General features: G+C 40.4%; 16 protein-coding genes and 1 pseudogene. 4 read left to right on the top strand and 13 right to left on the bottom strand.

The features are described 5' to 3' along the window. The 13 genes and pseudogenes from D8802_RS03580 to D8802_RS03520 all read right to left on the bottom strand — a co-directional run bounded on the left by D8802_RS03580 (window position 1) and on the right by D8802_RS03520 (window position 12917). Window positions 1–1038, bottom strand: a complete 1038-nt coding sequence (locus D8802_RS03580; protein ID WP_125394808.1) for a M42 family metallopeptidase — start codon at window positions 1036–1038, stop codon at window positions 1–3. A gap of 100 nt (window positions 1039–1138) precedes the next feature. Next, complete coding sequence (brnQ, locus tag D8802_RS03575; RefSeq protein ID WP_185758189.1) at window positions 1139–2464, bottom strand: branched-chain amino acid transport system II carrier protein; 1326 nt, start codon at window positions 2462–2464, stop codon at window positions 1139–1141. A 184-nt stretch (window positions 2465–2648) separates the two neighbouring features. Next, entirely contained in the window at window positions 2649–2867 is a 219-nt protein-coding gene (locus D8802_RS03570) for a rhodanese-like domain-containing protein (RefSeq protein WP_125394806.1), read from the bottom strand. Between the two features lie 24 nt (window positions 2868–2891). Then, window positions 2892–3383 carry a prolyl-tRNA synthetase associated domain-containing protein gene (locus tag D8802_RS03565; RefSeq protein ID WP_125394805.1) on the bottom strand — a complete coding sequence of 164 codons (492 nt, stop codon included), beginning with the start codon at window positions 3381–3383 and terminating at the stop codon, window positions 2892–2894. A gap of 12 nt (window positions 3384–3395) precedes the next feature. Continuing rightward, window positions 3396–3980: a uracil-DNA glycosylase family protein gene (locus D8802_RS03560; RefSeq protein WP_125394804.1), complete on the bottom strand. Its 585-nt coding sequence runs from the start codon at window positions 3978–3980 to the stop codon at window positions 3396–3398. Between the two features lie 53 nt (window positions 3981–4033). Beyond that, a complete protein-coding gene (gene pepV, locus D8802_RS03555; protein WP_125394803.1) occupies window positions 4034–5434 on the bottom strand; it encodes a dipeptidase PepV in 1401 nt (466 codons plus the stop codon). 12 nt (window positions 5435–5446) lie between these two features. Beyond that, window positions 5447–6052 (bottom strand): annotated as a pseudogene (locus D8802_RS03550) (nitroreductase family protein). Window positions 6053–6237: 185 nt separating this feature from the next. Continuing rightward, window positions 6238–6762: a hypothetical protein gene (locus tag D8802_RS03545; RefSeq protein ID WP_125394802.1), complete on the bottom strand. Its 525-nt coding sequence runs from the start codon at window positions 6760–6762 to the stop codon at window positions 6238–6240. A 152-nt stretch (window positions 6763–6914) separates the two neighbouring features. Further along, on the bottom strand, window positions 6915–7760 hold the full coding sequence (locus tag D8802_RS03540) for a metallophosphoesterase family protein (RefSeq protein ID WP_125394801.1): 846 nt from the start codon (window positions 7758–7760) through the stop codon (window positions 6915–6917). Further along, complete coding sequence (gene uvrC, locus D8802_RS03535) at window positions 7750–9597, bottom strand: excinuclease ABC subunit UvrC (protein WP_125394800.1); 1848 nt, start codon at window positions 9595–9597, stop codon at window positions 7750–7752. The genes D8802_RS03540 and uvrC overlap by 11 nt, the downstream gene beginning before the upstream one ends. A 101-nt stretch (window positions 9598–9698) precedes the next feature. Next, window positions 9699–10400: a M57 family metalloprotease gene (locus D8802_RS03530; RefSeq protein WP_125394799.1), complete on the bottom strand. Its 702-nt coding sequence runs from the start codon at window positions 10398–10400 to the stop codon at window positions 9699–9701. A gap of 119 nt (window positions 10401–10519) precedes the next feature. Beyond that, window positions 10520–11686, bottom strand: a complete 1167-nt coding sequence (locus D8802_RS03525; protein ID WP_125394798.1) for an aminoacyltransferase — start codon at window positions 11684–11686, stop codon at window positions 10520–10522. Window positions 11687–11690: 4 nt separating this feature from the next. Beyond that, complete coding sequence (locus D8802_RS03520) at window positions 11691–12917, bottom strand: aminoacyltransferase (RefSeq protein WP_093586447.1); 1227 nt, start codon at window positions 12915–12917, stop codon at window positions 11691–11693. Window positions 12918–13450: 533 nt separating this feature from the next. Here D8802_RS03520 and D8802_RS03510 point away from each other — a divergent pair. From D8802_RS03510 to mobT, 4 genes are all read left to right on the top strand, one after another. Further along, window positions 13451–13765 carry a YdcP family protein gene (locus tag D8802_RS03510; protein ID WP_125394797.1) on the top strand — a complete coding sequence of 105 codons (315 nt, stop codon included), beginning with the start codon at window positions 13451–13453 and terminating at the stop codon, window positions 13763–13765. A 15-nt stretch (window positions 13766–13780) separates the two neighbouring features. Further along, window positions 13781–14167, top strand: coding sequence for a YdcP family protein (locus D8802_RS03505; RefSeq protein WP_000985015.1), 387 nt, complete (start codon window positions 13781–13783; stop codon window positions 14165–14167). Window positions 14168–14195: 28 nt separating this feature from the next. Next, window positions 14196–15581 carry an FtsK/SpoIIIE domain-containing protein gene (locus D8802_RS03500; RefSeq protein WP_000813488.1) on the top strand — a complete coding sequence of 462 codons (1386 nt, stop codon included), beginning with the start codon at window positions 14196–14198 and terminating at the stop codon, window positions 15579–15581. A 177-nt stretch (window positions 15582–15758) separates the two neighbouring features. Continuing rightward, window positions 15759–16964: a MobT family relaxase gene (mobT, locus tag D8802_RS03490; RefSeq protein ID WP_125394796.1), complete on the top strand. Its 1206-nt coding sequence runs from the start codon at window positions 15759–15761 to the stop codon at window positions 16962–16964. Window positions 16965–16997 lie beyond the last annotated feature (33 nt).

The following is a 16997-nucleotide window of genomic DNA, read 5'->3' as shown; positions in this document are numbered from 1 at the left end:
TCAGTCTACCAACCCACTCTTGAGATAAGCATCAACTATACGCTCTGTCGCCACGACTGAATCAATGTGTGTTCGTTCGTAAGAGTGACTGGACTCAATACCAGCTCCCAGGAGGGCATGTTTGACCTCTGCTCCTGCTGACATAGCTGCGGAAGCATCCGAACCGTAAAATGGATAAATGTCAAGCTTAAATGGAATATCTTGCTCCTTTGCCAAAGCCACTAAATGTTGACGGAAGTCATAGTGATAGGGACCTGAAGCGTCCTTGACACAGATAGATACTGTGTACTCATCCGTTTGCTGGTCATCTCCCATAGCTCCCATATCCACAGCCAGATATTCTACCACCTGAGCTGGAATATTGGAGTTGGCACCATGGCCAACCTCTTCAAAGACTGAAAAGGCAAAATGAGTTGTTACTGGCAACTCAATTCCCTCTTCCTTATAAACACGAAGAAGATTGAGCAGAATTGCTGCGCTGACCTTGTCGTCCAAATGGCGAGACTTGATGAAACCAGTCTCTGTCACAACAGTTCGTGGGTCAAAGCTGATGAAGTCACCAACCTCGATGCCTAAGGCACGGGTTTCTTTTTCATTGGTCACTTTTTCATCCAAACGCACTTCCATATTGTCCTGTGTGCGTTCAGCAGTTCCAGCATCTTTGTAGACATGGCATGATGTCTGGTGGATGAGGATAGTTCCAGATATCTTTTTACCTGTACTAGCCACATGAACGGTACAGTTTTCTCCCTCAATCATGTTCCAAGGGAAACCACCGATACGGTCCAATTTGAGCCGGCCATCTGGTTTGATGGCACGAACAATAGCACCCAGTGTATCCACATGGGCAGTCACATAGCGCTGTTGATCATCGTTTTGACCTTTAATGGTCACATTGACACCACCCTTGGCTGTACGAACTGGCTGGTAACCAAGCTCTTCTAAAGTATGGACTAGATAGTCTGAAATCTCACGAGTAAATCCTGTTGGAGATGCAATTGCGGTTAATTCTTTGATATAGTTTACAGTTTGATTCATTTCTTCACCTCTTTTGCTACCTATTATAGCACATTTCAGTAGAGAGGAAAAAAGAAAAATCACTCCTGTAGAGTTGACTTACAAAAGTGATTTCTATTTTTTATTCCATTTCAAAAACATCGCTTTCTTGCTTGTTTGGTAAAACCAAGGAAAGCAAAATTCCAATAATAGCTGGCACCAACCATGGTAGAGAGGCAGCTGCAAACGGAAGAGCATTGACGAGATTTGCTAGAAACTCAATCTTAAAAGAACTGCCAAGGACGCTTGCAAGAGCAATTGCTGTGACAACTCCCATTGTTAACTGCATACCTGGTTTTGATAGGGCGACAAACTTATTAACAATCACGATCATCACAATGGCGATGGTGATTGGGTACAAGATTACCAGTACTGGCACTGAATACTTAATGATTGCATCAAGACCAAGGTTGGCAATAGCAAATCCAATCAAGGTAAAGGCAGTTGCATAGACCTTGTAGCTGATTTGTGGGAAACGTCCGTTAAAGAACTCTGCTGTCGACACAATCAAGCCAACCGTCGTTGTGAAGCAGGTTACAGTTACCATAACAGCAAGGAAGAGTTGAGCTGTTGAACCAAAGATTTCCTGAGTTGCTTGTGACAAGATATAAACACCTGGTGTTCCACCCTTCATGGCTTCTGCCGGCACTGGGAAGTGATTTCCAAGGAATCCTAAACCGATGTAAAGAGCGCTAAAGGCAAGAGCTACAACGATACCAACCACCCAAATGGTTGAAATATATTCTTTCTTACTTGAGAATCCAAGTTGCTTCAAGGTTTGAACTGCAATCACACTGAAGGCAACTGAAGCAAGGGCATCCAAGGTATTATAACCTTCTAGGAAACCTGTACCAAAGGCAGAAGCTTGATAAGCAGCTGACGCAGTTTGAGGACTTGTTCCACCATATTTGAAGGCACCTAGTACAACCAAGATAACGATCAACAAAGCAAAAACTGGCGTTAAGATACGTCCGATTCGATCCAAAATCTTTGATGGATTGAGCGAAATCAGATAGGCTGCTGCAAAGTAAAGTACGGTAAAGACAATCAATCCTAGACCTTTGTTTGCTTCAGACAATAGGGGGCTGATTCCGACCTCATAAGCTGTTGTTGCTGTACGCGGAATAGCAAAGAAGGGACCAATCGATAGATAGAGAACTGCAAGATAAAGCGTCGCAAACCAAGGTGAGATTTTCTTAGAAATCTCGTGAATGTATCCTTTAGGGTTTAGCGTTCCAATAATAAGGGTCAAGACGGCAATACCGACACCTGAAAAGACAAAACCTGCAATGGCAGGAAGAAACTGTTCTCCAGATAAAGCACCTAGAGAAGGTGGAAAAATCAAGTTTCCCGCACCAAAAAATATTCCAAACAGGAGCAAGCCTGTTAGGGCACCTTTTTTAGCCATAAAAATCTCCTTCATATTTCTAAAATACTGACCTAGTATACCATGATTCAGACTCTGAAAAAAGTATCCAAAATTAATCATTGAATGTTTTCAATATTTTTAAAAATAAGAATTATCTAAAAACAAAATCCCTCACTCAGTTGGAACCGAGCAAGGGAAGGTTAGGGTCTATCGGTATATAGCTTTAAAGATTTTCAAAGGCCGTCATTCCACCTTGGACATTGATAACGTCATAAACCTGTTCAGCTAGAAATTGACAAGCACGCGCTGACCTCATCCCAGATTTACAAATGACATAATGCAACTGGTCTTTGTCCAACTCTTCTACTTCTCTCACGTCCACTAGAGAAAGTTGCTCATTTTGATAAAGCTGGTAAAATGCGTCAAAGGAAAGTTCCTTCATTCTTTTTCTCCTTTTTTGATGCCTTTAAGGCAAAGTTAAAAACTTATAGGTAAATCCAATCGACTCTAAAAATCGGAACAAGTCTTGAATCTTGATAAAGATTGTTTTTTCATTGGTATTGGGATGGAAAGTCATGATATCCTCCGATACAATGTCCTTATCAAAATAAACTAGAATATCTTTTTCTTCATTATTTAACAAACCAAAAGGTGATACCGTTCCTGCTGGTAGGTTCATTTTCTCAGCCAAGGAGTCCAATGAGGCCATGCGAATCCGATTGGCTCCCACTTGAACTTTAAAGTCAGCCATATCCAATCGTTTCTTGTCACCCATGATGAGCAGATAGTACTGGGTTTTCTTCCTATTGGTCAAAAACATGGACTTAGTCCGGACTCCTTCCATTCCTTCAATATAGCTATCCGCCTGCTCTGTCGTAAATACAGGTGGGTGCTCCACCACATCAAAGGTGATTCCCAACTCTTGCAAGGTATTAGCTACTTGTTGATAAGCATCCATAGTTTTTCTCCTTTATTGATGAATAATCTTTTGTACCAGTGCTTGCAATTCTGGCACCACTTCTGACTCAAACCAAGGATTCTTAGCCATCCAGATTTGATTACGAGGAGAAGGGTGAACTAGGGGGAAATATTCTGGCAAATAATCTTTGTAGTGTCTTACCCGCTCTGTTACCTTGCCACTAATTTTCTCATGTAAATAGTAGGCTTGGGCATACTGGCCAATCAAAAGGGTCAATTCAATATTGGGACATTCCTTGAGGAGTTGGGGATGCCATTTTTCTGCGAAACCTGTACGAGGTGGAAGATCACCTGACTTGCCATGCCCCGGAAAGTAGAAATCCATGGGCAATACTGCAAAATAACCTGAATTGTAAAAGGTTTCTTCGTCTACACCTAACCAATCTCGCAAGCGATTGCCGCTCTTATCCTTCCAATAAATCCCAGCTTCTTGTGTTTTAAGTCCAGGAGCCTGACCGACAATATTGATGCGAGCAGTTTTTGGCGCCGCAAAGAGAGGTTCGATTCCACGTTCTGTATAGCTGGTATTCTGTGGATCCGCCATAATGGCTTGCTTGATTCTTTCGATTTGAGACATCTGTTTTCCCTCCAAAAAGAAGTCTAAGCATAAAATCTCAGACTTCTATCGTTTTATTTGATTAATTCATAGATAGCTTCTGCATAGATTGCTGCTGCTCGGAAGAGATCGTCCAAGGCGATAAATTCGTTGGCTTGGTGCATGGTGTCAATTGAGTCTGGGAACATAGCACCGTAGGCAACCCCACGTTCTAACAAGCGACCGAAGGTACCACCCCCGATGACTTGTTCATGACCTTGAAGTCCAGTTTGTTTTTCATAGACATTCAACAAAGTTTGCACAAGTGGGTCTTCCATTGGCACATAGTGAGGGGTGTGACCGTGTTCAGAAAGGCTAACAGAAGCAGCTGGCAAGTTTTCAAGGATTGACTTGATTTGTTCTGGACTTGTTCCTTTTGGATAACGGAAGTTGAGGGCAATGGTATTGTCAGCACTTGTTTCATCAAAGCGGAAGACACCGGCATTCATAGAAAGGGCACCCATCTTTTCATCTACATGAGCAACCTTGAGATTTTCACCTTCATGGTCATTCAAGAGAATCTTACCAGCGATGTCAAGGTAGTCTTTTGCAGGCCCAGCAAAGTCAAACTGACTGAGGAAGAGGGCAAGGTAGGTCGCACCATTGACACCTGAAGCAGGCATAGCACCATGAGCTGATTTACCAATGATGGTCACCTTGTATTTGTCAGCCTCTTCTTGAATTTCTCCTCTGAGTTTGTGTTCTGCAACAAAGCCATCTAGTTTCGCTTGCAAGTCAGCCAGGTCGCCTGAAACGACTGCCATTGCTGATTCAGGCACCATGTTTTCACGCAAACCACCCGTGAAACTGTGAAGACGAGCAGCACCTGTATTTTCACCTGCAAAGTGGAGGTATTCAGTGATGTTCCCTTTTTCACCATTGATGATAGGAAATTCAGCATCTGGAGAGAAACCAAAGTCTGGTTTCGCTAATCCTACATGGGCAAAATAGTAGTCCATGTCTGCCCAACCTGATTCTTCATCAGTTCCGACAATAAAACGAACTTTCTTAGAAGTTGGAAGGCCCAATTCTTTGATGATTTTCAAGCCATAGTAACAAGCTGTTGTAGGCCCCTTGTCATCTGAAGCTCCACGCGCATAAAGGCGACCGTCTTTGATAGTTGGTGTATAAGGGTCCGTGTCCCAACCGCTACCAGCTGGCACCACGTCCATGTGAGCAAAGATTCCGAGAACTTCTTCACCTTCACCAAACTCAAAATGTCCTGCGTAGTTATCAACATTTTTAGTTGGATAGCCGTCACGGTCTGCGATTTCAAGGAATTTTTCCAAGGCTTTTACTGGACCAGGTCCAAATGGATGCTCAGCATCGGCTTTGCTGTCATCACGTTCTGAGTTGATTTCCAAAAGGCTAAACAAGTCAGCCAAGAGGTCTTCTTTGCGTTTTTCTACTTCTGCTGTAAAATCAATTGCTGTCATTTTTTCTTCCTTCTATCTTTTCTCGATGATTTCATCTACTGGCAAGCGGTAGCTTGGTTCCAATTTTTCGTCTGTGTAACCCACTGTAATCAAGAGTTCTGGACGGAAACGGTCTTCGATCTCCAAAACTTCATTGGCTTTTGATTTGTCAAATCCAAGAATAATGTTAGAACCGATTCCTTGGTCTGTCAGAGCAAGAACCAAGTTCATGGCAACCAAACCTGCATTGAGGGCTAGATAGTCGCTGACCTGTTGTTCACTGTAACGCGCAAACTCGGCAGGCAGATTCTTCATAAAATATTGAAGTTGCTCTTCAGAGAAGTTATTAGCACCACCAACTCGGGCAATCTTGCGAGCACGTTTGTCAAGATCTGTATCTGTAAACAAGGCAATGGTTACAGGTGCTGATGATACCTGCTCAAAGTTCGAACCATAAGCCAATTTTGCCAATTCAGCATTTTTCTCACGAACGACCACAAATTTCCAAGGTTAGCTGTTGTGAGCGCTTGGGGCCAAGGTTGCGATTTCGATAGCCGTACGCACATCTTTGGGATCCACCGGCTTATCAGTGAAACGCTTAGTCGCATGACGTTTTTTATTTAATTCAAGAAATTTCATAATCGATTTCCTTTTCTAATTCTACTGCTTCCATTCTACCATATTTTGAAAGAGCTTGCAGGGATTTTTCATAGAGTTAGTACTTCTTTCAAACTCTCTGCTATTTATTTGAAGCTCTTTAAGTAGGTATCGCTTTAGATTTGAAGCAATCAAAAAGCAGGTGATAGAACACCTACTTTCTTATATTATTGACCAGATGTGTATGGAGCAATTGCTTTATAAGCCGCTTCCAGCGCTTTCTTCATTGTATCACGTCCAGTTTTCAACTGTTGAACAAATAGAGTACGAGTTTGTTCTGGCACTACTGTATCATCAGAACCAATGCTTGAAAGGCTTTCGTTAAATGACTCTCTTACAGTCTCCATAGACTTAAGCGCTGGTTCAACTTGGGCGTTATATGCTTCTTTTCCACTCTCTGGAATTTTCTCCCCAATTTCAACTGCATGCTTTTTATAATTGTCGACTAATTTGCCAAAGACTTTCTTCACATCTCCAACAGTTTTAGCATTGTCAATTTCTTCATCGGTAATCAAAACAACCTCATTATTTTCTGTCTTTGAACTAGACGTTGTTGATGAAGTCTCTGAAGAAGAAGTTTGTCCTACAGAGCTTGAATTTTTAGCCGAAGAATCAGACGTTGTTTTCCCTGAACATGCTGCTAAAACAACAACAGATAAAAGAGCCATACTGGCTGTAATAATTTTCTTCATAATGTTCTCCTTTATATTAAGAATTAAGTCCATTCTATAACAAAATAATTTCAATGTCAAACTTTAGCTAAACCATCTTTTCTTCCTCATCGTCTGACTCTTTTCTAAGTAATTCGGCTACCAACCTCTCTTCAAAATAAGGGCTGCCCGCTTTATTTCTTACTTTGCAAGAAATCAAAATAATTCTTCACATCCTCTACATACCCGTGCTTTTCGATTAAACTAGATAAAAGTTTCAGATTGTGCCCCTGATAATTATCTTCTCGTCGTAGCTCTTCATACATTTCGATAAAGGGAAGTCCCTTAGACTTGGCCAATTCTAATTCCGCTTCATAGTCATAAGCAACCTTACGAAATTGGATATTGACCAATTCCCCATCTTCAACTTCAATTACAGCATACTGGGCACGGTGATTTTTTAACTTTTCCCAATTAAAATAAGGCATACCAATGGTACCTGGATTGATGATTTGTTGCCCTTGGCTTCCATAACGAAGCAACTGCTTATGAACATGACCATAGACTGCCACGTCAACTTCATCATCTAGGAGTTGGTCAAATTTCTCCGTATCATTGTCAACCAACAAGTCACCACCATAGTTCTTATCAGGCAAATTATGAGAAAGAGAAAAGCGCAATCCGTCAACTTCTTTCTTTTCTAGCAAAGGTAAGCTTCGTAGCCAGACAATCGTTTCAGGATCCATTCGCTCCATCAAATACTGCGTCATACGCAAGAGCTGGACTTCCTGTGGGTCTTCTAAGCCATATTGCCCATCTAAAGCCTCTAAGACACAATCATCCCAATTGCCTCGAACACTTGCAGTGATAGGAAGGTCATTCAGCAAGGCAATCAAGTCATGAGCACCTGGACCAGGTAGAAAAATATCTCCCAGAAGACAATATTCACTGACTCCTTGAGTTTTAGCATCTGCAATCACTGCTTCTAATGCAGTCACATTGCCATGAATATCTGATAAAATTGCGATTTTATGGTTCATGATGATTTCCTTCCGTTTGGTAATCTACTCTCTCTTCCGCTACTTGAGCTAATTCCACTTCTTCCTGAGGGTTCAACTTTCTCTGCACAGCTTCTGCGACTGCTCTTGGCACCCCAACTTCGACAATCTCATCCACACTGGCTTCCTTGATTTTAGTTAGAGACTTGAAATGCTTCATAAGATTCTGCTTGCGTTTAGGTCCTAAACCATCAATTCCATCCAGTTGAGATGAAAAGGAATTCTTGGAGCGTAGTTGACGGTGGAAGGTGATGGCAAAGCGGTGCACCTCATCCTGGATGCGTTGGAGGAGGAAAAATTCCTGAGAATTGCGAGATAACTCCACTACTTCCAGCGGATCTCCAAAGAGCAGCTCGTGGGTTTGGTGCTTATCATTTTTTTGCAGCCCAGCAATGGGAATGTCCAAGCCCAGCTCCTCTTGAATGACCTGCTTAGCGATATTGACCTGACTTTGTCCCCCATCGATCACAATCAAATCTGGCGGGGTTAAACCCTCACGTTGTACTCGACCATAACGTCTGCAAATGACTTCACGCATACTGGCATAGTCATCTGGACCTACAACCGTTTTTATCTTGTACTTTCGGTAGTCTTTTTTACTTGGTTTGCCATTGACAAAGACCACCATAGCTGAAACAGGACTTGTTCCCATGATATTAGAGTTATCGAAGGATTCGATGCGGACTGGGGTCGGGATTTGGAGCAAGCGTCCCAGATTTTCAATAGCTCCTTGGGTCTTTTCAACAGATTTTTCTAGCAGATTGAACTTCTGCTCCAGACTAACACGGGCATTTTTTATGGCTAGATTGACCAGTTGCTTTTTCTCTCCACGCTGGGGTTTGAGAATCTTGGTATCCACCAAGGCCTTGACGGCTTCTTCATCGATATCCTGCGGAATCAGCACCTCATTGGGAACCAGGTGAGATTTTTCTTGATAGAATTGTCCCACATAGGTCAAGAAGTCCTCATCCGGATCGTTGTAATAAGGGAAAAGATTGACATCCCGCTCGATGAGTTTTCCCTGACGGACAAAGAAAACCTGAACACACATCCAGCCCTTATCCACATAGTAGCCAAAGACGTCACGATTTTGCAAATCTTTCGCCATGACCCGTTGCTTGGTCCGAAGCGTTCCAATGGCCTGAATCAGGTCACGGTATTCCGCTGCCCGTTCAAACTCCATACTTTGAGCCGCCTTTGCCATTTTCCCCTTGAGGTCATCAATGATTTTATCATCCTGTCCTTTTAAGAAGTCAGAAACCTCCTGAGCCATGGACTTGAAATAGGCCTCATCTTTTTTACAGATGGTGTGGGCCATACATTGGCCAATATGGTAATAAAAACAGACTTTAGAGGGTGGGTTGGTACATTTCCGAAAAGGAAAAATCCGGTCCAATAGTCTCTTGATTTCATTGGCTGCCCCCACATCTGGATAAGGGCCAAAATAAAGACCACCATCCTTTTTGACCTGACGGGTGATAATCAATCGAGGATAACGCTCATTGGTGATTTTGATGAAGGGATAAGACTTGTCATCCTTGAGCATGATATTGTACTTGGGCTTGTTTTCCTTGATAAGATTGATTTCCAGCAGAAGGGCCTCAATATTGGACTCAGTGACGATAAATTCAAAATCTACAATCTCAGACACCAGAGCCTCCGTCTTGGTATCGTGACTCCCACGGAAATAGGACCGCACGCGGTTACGCAAATTTTTAGCCTTTCCTACATAGATAATGGTGCCATTTTTATCCTTGTGAATGTAGCAACCGGGACTAGTCGGCAAGAGCTCTAGTTTTGATTTAATCAAGTTATTCATAGTTCCATTATAGCAAAAAGGCCGTAACAGGACGAACAAAAAGCCCCACCCACCGCTTGATGGAGGAGCTTTGATTTCATTTCAGGTTGCACCGACTTCATCTAGTCGCTACTGGTATAGAGTTCTTGAACAGCTGTCACATCCTGAGGCTGAATCCCATAGTAGGAACCTGCTGGCTGCATGACAGAAGTTTCGTTAGTATGATCCAATCCAATGGCATGTCCCAGCTCGTGCTCCGCCGTGTGCACGATCCGTTCATAAGAATAACCATAGTTTGGATTCGATAGATAATAGTCATTCAGGCGAACCGTTACAGATATAAATTGATTGGTCAACAAATTGGTTTGACTCTCGGCTTGACCAGCTACAGCGGTCGATCCATCATTCATCTCACTTGCCACAATATCTGCCTGGCTAGGATTCGCAACCACCTCAAAGGTAAAGGCTCCCGTTTGATTCCAGTTTTTTATAGCTTCTGCATAGGCACCTTGGAAGGTCTCATCCATTTGAGGTTCAATATAGATGCGAGCTGAGGCCTGAGCCCACTTGCCTTCTGCATGTTGGTGACTGTCTGTCTGAGACAAGACCTCCAGCGTTCCCGTCTCCTTCCACTGATTCCAGCCACCTTGACCAATCTTACTCATTTTTTCAACCTGATTGACCGCAGAATGAAAATCACCAGACAGATACCAAACCACTCCAAAAGCAATGAGAAGTAGAATAACAACAGTCCAAACTAGACGCCAGAAGAGACGCCAAATTCCCAAAAGAAATCGGAAGAATAATCGAATAATCCAGAACATGACGCTCCACCTTTCATAAAAATAAGAACCTATCTTGAAATCATATTCTCCTTGTTCAAGATAGATTCTCTATTTTACTGAAGAAAGCTGAAAGAAACCTAAACACTGACTCTTCAAACTCAACGCCTTAATAATTTCTTTAACAATTGAATACACTTATATTTCAATGGAGATGGATAATAACGAAATGTTCCAGCCTTACGCACAATATAACCATTAAAATTTTGTTTAAAACGCAAAACGCCATCACTACCATCAAAAATCCCTTGAATCCCTAGGAAGTTGTATCGATGGATGTTTCGTTGCATTGTCTGCTTCATAGCATGATATTGAAGTAAAAATGGAGCTGAAAACTTCTGGTACTCTGCATATGACCCCCCAAACAAGTAAGTTGCCTCTGTATTTGTGTAGATTATTAAAGCACAAGCTAAAACAACATTGCCAGAGTCACTATCCAAGCTAGTTAGAAAATCTTTTTTCTTTTGTAAGGCTTGATATTGCTGGTAAAATTGTTTCGACTTCTTGTCAAGACTAGCCATCTTCACATTTAAAGCATCTATCGACTGTTGCATATTGACTTCAGCAATTAGAAAATTCGCCTTATCTCCAAACATATCATACAGTTTAAAATAGTAATCTAAATTCTTATCCTCAAAACCTTGTCTTTTACCTGTTTCTTCGATAATTTTTTTGAATGTTGGTATTTCTTCCCGTTCTGCATTTCGAACAAGAAGATTAAAATCAAAAGCTGATTGAATGTTGCGAATACTATTTTTATTAAAAGATTTCAATAAGGAAACAGCATCATAATCTTGCAAATCTTTGATGTAATGCCAGCTGACTTCTCCATTAGGATAACCTGTTGTCAATCCATCAAATTGATACCCTAAATCAGTCAAACTTTGAATAATACTTTTTTTCTCAGCATCTATTGGATTACCTTCACTATCAAAAGTTTGATAAGTTTCATAAGGTTTTACAACCAACTCCAATGCACCATTTTGTTTTGCATATTCCTTTAAAGCAAAATAAAATTCTGAAAGAAACTCTTTTTTAGTATAGATTGGACCAGAACTGATTTCCATATGAAATCCACCTAACATCGGTAAGCAATAAACTAGAGCAGCAACCTGAATTTCTCCTTTCTGTTTTAAAGAAAGGTAAGTTACTTTAGCTCCCCTTTTTTCTAGCAAATTTCCCATCTGGACAGACTGCATAAAAGAACGACAAGAAACCTGATCAGAATAAGCCTGAAAATCCTCTTTCGTGAGTGTAATTAGTACCATATACTTACTTTCTATGTTTTTTTCTTAATGTTTTACGAAGTTGATAAAGATAGTTAGCCAAATGATACAAAAAATTTACTGGCAGAGTGAACTCTCCAATATATTCTTGAACAACAGGACTAAAGTTAGATTTAAAATCAGTCAATCCATCATCTAAAGTACCTTCAATACCTCCCATATTAGCCCAAATTTTACCATCTTTATACGATTCCTCAAACACTTTTGGATAAAGAATATATTGAGGGTAAAACTTTTTAAACCTATCGTCCATTCCAGCATAAAGCATTTCAAGTGTATTACCAAATGACACAGAAAGTATCCCAGCTATAACTATTTCTTTTGGATATTGTTGAACAAGTTTTTCAAACTCTACAATATATTTTTCAATAGATTTTTCCTGCTGTTTTAGTTTGGTTAGACGCTTTTTTTGATGCTCGCCTGTTTCAGCTAAATCTTTTTTTATCTGGGACAACTGCTCCTTATACTTTATCAGACGATCCGGAAGGTTAATCTTCGCTAGATGTAAATAGGCATCATCTCCATAGATTTCCATTAATCTTTGGAAATATTCCTGATTACGAAGTGCAACATTCTTCCGACGTTCTGTAAAAGATATAATAGTCCCAAAATCTGATATATCTGACAAGGTCCCTCTATATGTAACAACACCTCTGTTTATAGCATCTTTCATTAACCTCTTGGTATGCTTTGGAAAATCCGAATCTACCCCTTCTTTAAGTATTCTATTAGCCTGATAACGTGGTTGTATTGTTTCAGCCATAGCTTTAGTTCTACCAGACCATTGGCAATTGGCAGATTTTAAATTTTGAACAGCTTCTATAGTTGTCCTACTGTCAGTAAATTCTTTAGAAGATTTGTCAATAGGGTATTGTTTTAAGATTAGAGACGGATCAAACTTAATAAAAACAGACCGTCTACAAGACCCAAATTGTTTTAAACTTTTCATCACAAATTTTACCAAGTCCTTATCTTGATAATCCATTATTGGCCCTCTTGGAATATACATCATAGTGTAACCAAGTGGTAATTTTTTTATAAGAATACTCGCAACAGCTACCAATTCTCCATTTTTATAAAAACCTAAACGCTCATTCCCCCAATTATCTTTTATCTTTGCCCAAGAACTACTCTGTAACAGATTAACTTGTGGATGTTGAATAACGAATGTATCGTGCTCTTCTTCAGAAATTCCTATTTTATAATCAAACATCTGTCTCCCTTTCTTTTAGCACCTACTTATTAGTATAAATTAATTCACTATTACTAATTCATATACTATGTAAATATTCATTGGAATACTAGTNTTCTTGATAAGATTCTCTCTTTCAACCAGTACCTCTCTACTATTTTACTACTTTCGTTTGAAAAGTCTAGCGAAAACTGACTTCCATCATTATTTTTAAAAATAAAAATAGCATAAAAATCTAGTTATCCGCATAAAAACTGGACTTATCACACTTTATCAAGGTCAAAACCACTCAATTTACTACTAATTTACTACTTATGAATGAGCTTTGATACGACGATTTATCCTTGAAAAGTGAAGATATAAAGATACTTCCAATAAAATTTGAATATTTAATAGGTAGACACTTCAAAAAATGAGGTGTCTATTTTTTTACCCGATTTTGAAAGGAAGTGAACTTATGAAAACAAAAAATCAAGAATCAAAAGGTCGTTCCCCACTCTTTAAGACCATCAAACATTCATTCAGCCAATAAAAAAGAAAGGATAGGTAAAAATATGGAACTTAAATTTGTGATTCCCAACAAGGAAAAAACATTCGGCAATTTAGAATTTGCTGGCGAGGATAAAGTCGTTCAGCGAAGAATCAACGGACGGCTAACTGTCTTATCAAGAAGCTATAATCTCTATTCTGATGTTCAAAGAGCAGATGATATTGTGGTGGTGCTTCCTGCTGAAGCTGGCGAAAAACATTTCGGCTTTGAGGAACGTGTGAAGTTAGTCAATCCACGTATTACCGCAGAGGGCTACAAAATCGGCACTCGTGGTTTTACAAATTACCTTTTACATGCTGACGACATGATAAAAGAATAAAGAAAGAGAGGAAAAATGATGAGATTAGCAAATGGCATTGTATTAGATAAAGACACGACTTTTGGAGAATTGAAATTCTCTGCTCTACGTCGTGAAGTGAGAATCCAAAATGAAGACGGGTCGGTTTCAGATGAAATCAAGGAACGTACCTATGACTTAAAATCCAAAGGACAAGGACGCATGATTCAAGTAAGTATTCCTGCCAGCGTGCCTTTGAAAGAGTTTGATTATAACGCACGGGTGGAACTTATCAATCCCATTGCGGACACCGTTGCTACTGCCACCTATCAAGGAGCAGATGTTGACTGGTATATCAAGGCAGACGATATTGTGCTGACAAAGGATTCTAGTTCATTCAAAGCTCAACCACAAGCAAAGAAAGAACCGACACAAGACAAATAGTCGCTAGGTAGAAAGGAGACTTTTTCGCATGAAACAGCGTGGTAAAAGGATTCGCCCATCTGGTAAAGATTTAGTCTTTCATTTTACGATAGCGTCACTCCTGCCTGTTTTCCTGCTGGTTGTCGGACTGTTTCATGTGAAGACAATCCAGCAGATCAACTGGCAGGATTTTAACCTATCACAAGCAGATAAGATTGACATTCCCTATTTAATTATCAGTTTCAGTGTCGCAATTCTTATCTGCTTGCTGGTAGCGTTTGTATTCAAACGGGTTCGCTATGATACGGTTAAACAACTTTACCACCGTCAAAAACTGGCAAAGATGATACTTGAAAACAAGTGGTATGAATCTGAACAGGTCAAAACAGAGGGTTTCTTTAAAGATAGTGCTGGTCGTACAAAGGAAAAGATAACCTACTTCCCTAAAATGTATTATCGACTTAAAAATGGCTTGATACAGATACGGGTGGAAATCACGCTGGGAAAATATCAAGACCAACTCTTACACTTGGAAAAGAAATTAGAGAGTGGCTTGTACTGTGAGCTGACGGATAAAGAGTTAAAGGATTCCTATGTGGAATATACTTTGCTCTATGACACCATAGCCAGTCGTATTTCTATTGATGAAGTAGAAGCTAAAGATGGTAAACTTCGCTTAATGAAAAACGTATGGTGGGAATATGATAAGCTCCCTCATATGTTGATTGCTGGTGGTACAGGTGGCGGTAAAACTTACTTTATACTGACACTGATTGAAGCCTTGCTTCATACAGATTCAAAACTGTATATTCTTGACCCGAAAAATGCTGACCTTGCGGACTTAGGTTCTGTGATGGCAAATGTCTACTATAGAAAAGAAGACTTGCTTTCTTGCATTGAAACATTCTATGAAGAAATGATGAAACGTAGTGAGGAAATGAAGCAGATGAAGAACTATAAGACTGGCAAAAATTATGCTTACTTAGGTCTCCCGGCACACTTCTTAATCTTTGATGAATACGTCGCTTTCATGGAAATGCTGGGAACAAAAGAAAACACCGCAGTTATGAATAAGCTGAAACAGATTGTCATGTTAGGTCGTCAAGCTGGCTTCTTTCTAATACTGGCTTGTCAACGTCCAGACGCAAAATATTTAGGCGACGGAATCCGTGATCAGTTTAATTTCAGAGTGGCTTTAGGTCGTATGTCTGAAATGGGCTATGGCATGATGTTTGGCAGTGACGTACAAAAGGATTTCTTCTTAAAGCGAATCAAAGGTCGTGGCTATGTTGATGTAGGAACAAGTGTCATATCAGAGTTTTATACTCCCCTTGTACCAAAAGGATATGATTTCTTGGAGGAAATTAAAAAGTTATCCAACAGCAGACAGTCCACGCAGGCGACGTGCGAAGCGGAAGTCGCAGGTGTGGACTGATCTTGCTGGCTGGTGTGGCAATAGCCACGCCAGCACTTAACCCCCCGTATCTAACAGGGGGGTACAAATCGACAGGAAACAGTCAAAAAAACATTAGAAAATCCTTTGGTTACAAGGGATTTACAAAATTTCAGCGTATGTCAAATGGGCTTTAAAAGTTGACATACGCCTTTTTGATTGGAGGGATTTTTACTGAATGAACAAACTTGGTTACAGCATTTAAAAGAAAAACGCTTGGCTTATGGACTATCTCAAAACCGTTTAGCTGTTGCGACTGGTATTACAAGGCAGTATCTAAGCGATATTGAAACAGGAAAAGTCAAGCCATCAGAGGATTTACAGCAGTCCCTTTGGGAAGCTCTGGAACGCTTCAATCCCGACGCTCCCCTTGAAATGCTGTTTGATTATGTAAGGATTCGCTTTCCGACAACAGACGTACAGCAGGTGGTCGAAAACATCTTACAACTGAAACTGTCCTATTTTCTTCATGAGGACTATGGTTTCTATTCTTATTCAGAGCATTATGCTTTAGGCGACATATTCGTCCTTTGCTCCCATGAACTGGACAAAGGAGTTCTGGTGGAATTGAAAGGTCGTGGGTGCAGACAATTTGAAAGCTATCTTCTGGCACAACAAAGAAGCTGGTATGAGTTCTTTATGGACGTTTTGGTGGCTGGCGGTGTGATGAAACGCCTTGACCTTGCCATTAACGATAAGACAGGGATTTTGAATATCCCTGTACTCACTGAAAAGTGCCAACAGGAAGAATGTATCTCCGTCTTCCGCAGTTTTAAAAGCTATCGCAGTGGCGAACTGGTACGCAAAGAGGAAAAGGAATGTATGGGAAACACCCTCTATATCGGTTCATTACAAAGTGAAGTTTATTTCTGTATCTATGAAAAGGACTACGAGCAGTACAAGAAAAATGATATTCCCATTGAAGACGCAGAAGTAAAAAACCGTTTTGAGATTCGATTGAAAAATGAGCGTGCCTATTATGCAGTCCGTGATTTACTCGTCTATGACAATCCAGAGCATACCGCCTTTAAAATTATCAATCGGTATATCCGTTTTGTAGATAAAGACGATTCCAAACCTCGTTCTGATTGGAAACTGAATGAAGAATGGGCTTGGTTTATTGGGAACAATCGTGAACGATTAAAACTAACCACAAAACAAGAGCCTTACTCCTTCCAAAGGACGCTGAACTGGCTATCTCATCAAGTTGCCCCGACCTTAAAGGTTGCGATTAAACTTGATGAAATCAACCAGACGCAGGTTGTAAAAGACATTCTCGACCATGCGAAACTGACAGACCGACACAAGCAGATTTTGAAGCAACAGTCAGTAAAAGAACAGGACGTGATAACAACAAAAAAATAACTCAAATACAAATTCATTGAATATAGAGAGGAG

Source organism: Streptococcus oralis (genome assembly GCF_003943395.1).
Taxonomy (GTDB): domain Bacteria; phylum Bacillota; class Bacilli; order Lactobacillales; family Streptococcaceae; genus Streptococcus; species Streptococcus oralis_BF.
Note: the sequence above shows the minus strand (reverse complement) of the source record. Positions and strands in the feature narration are given on the sequence as shown.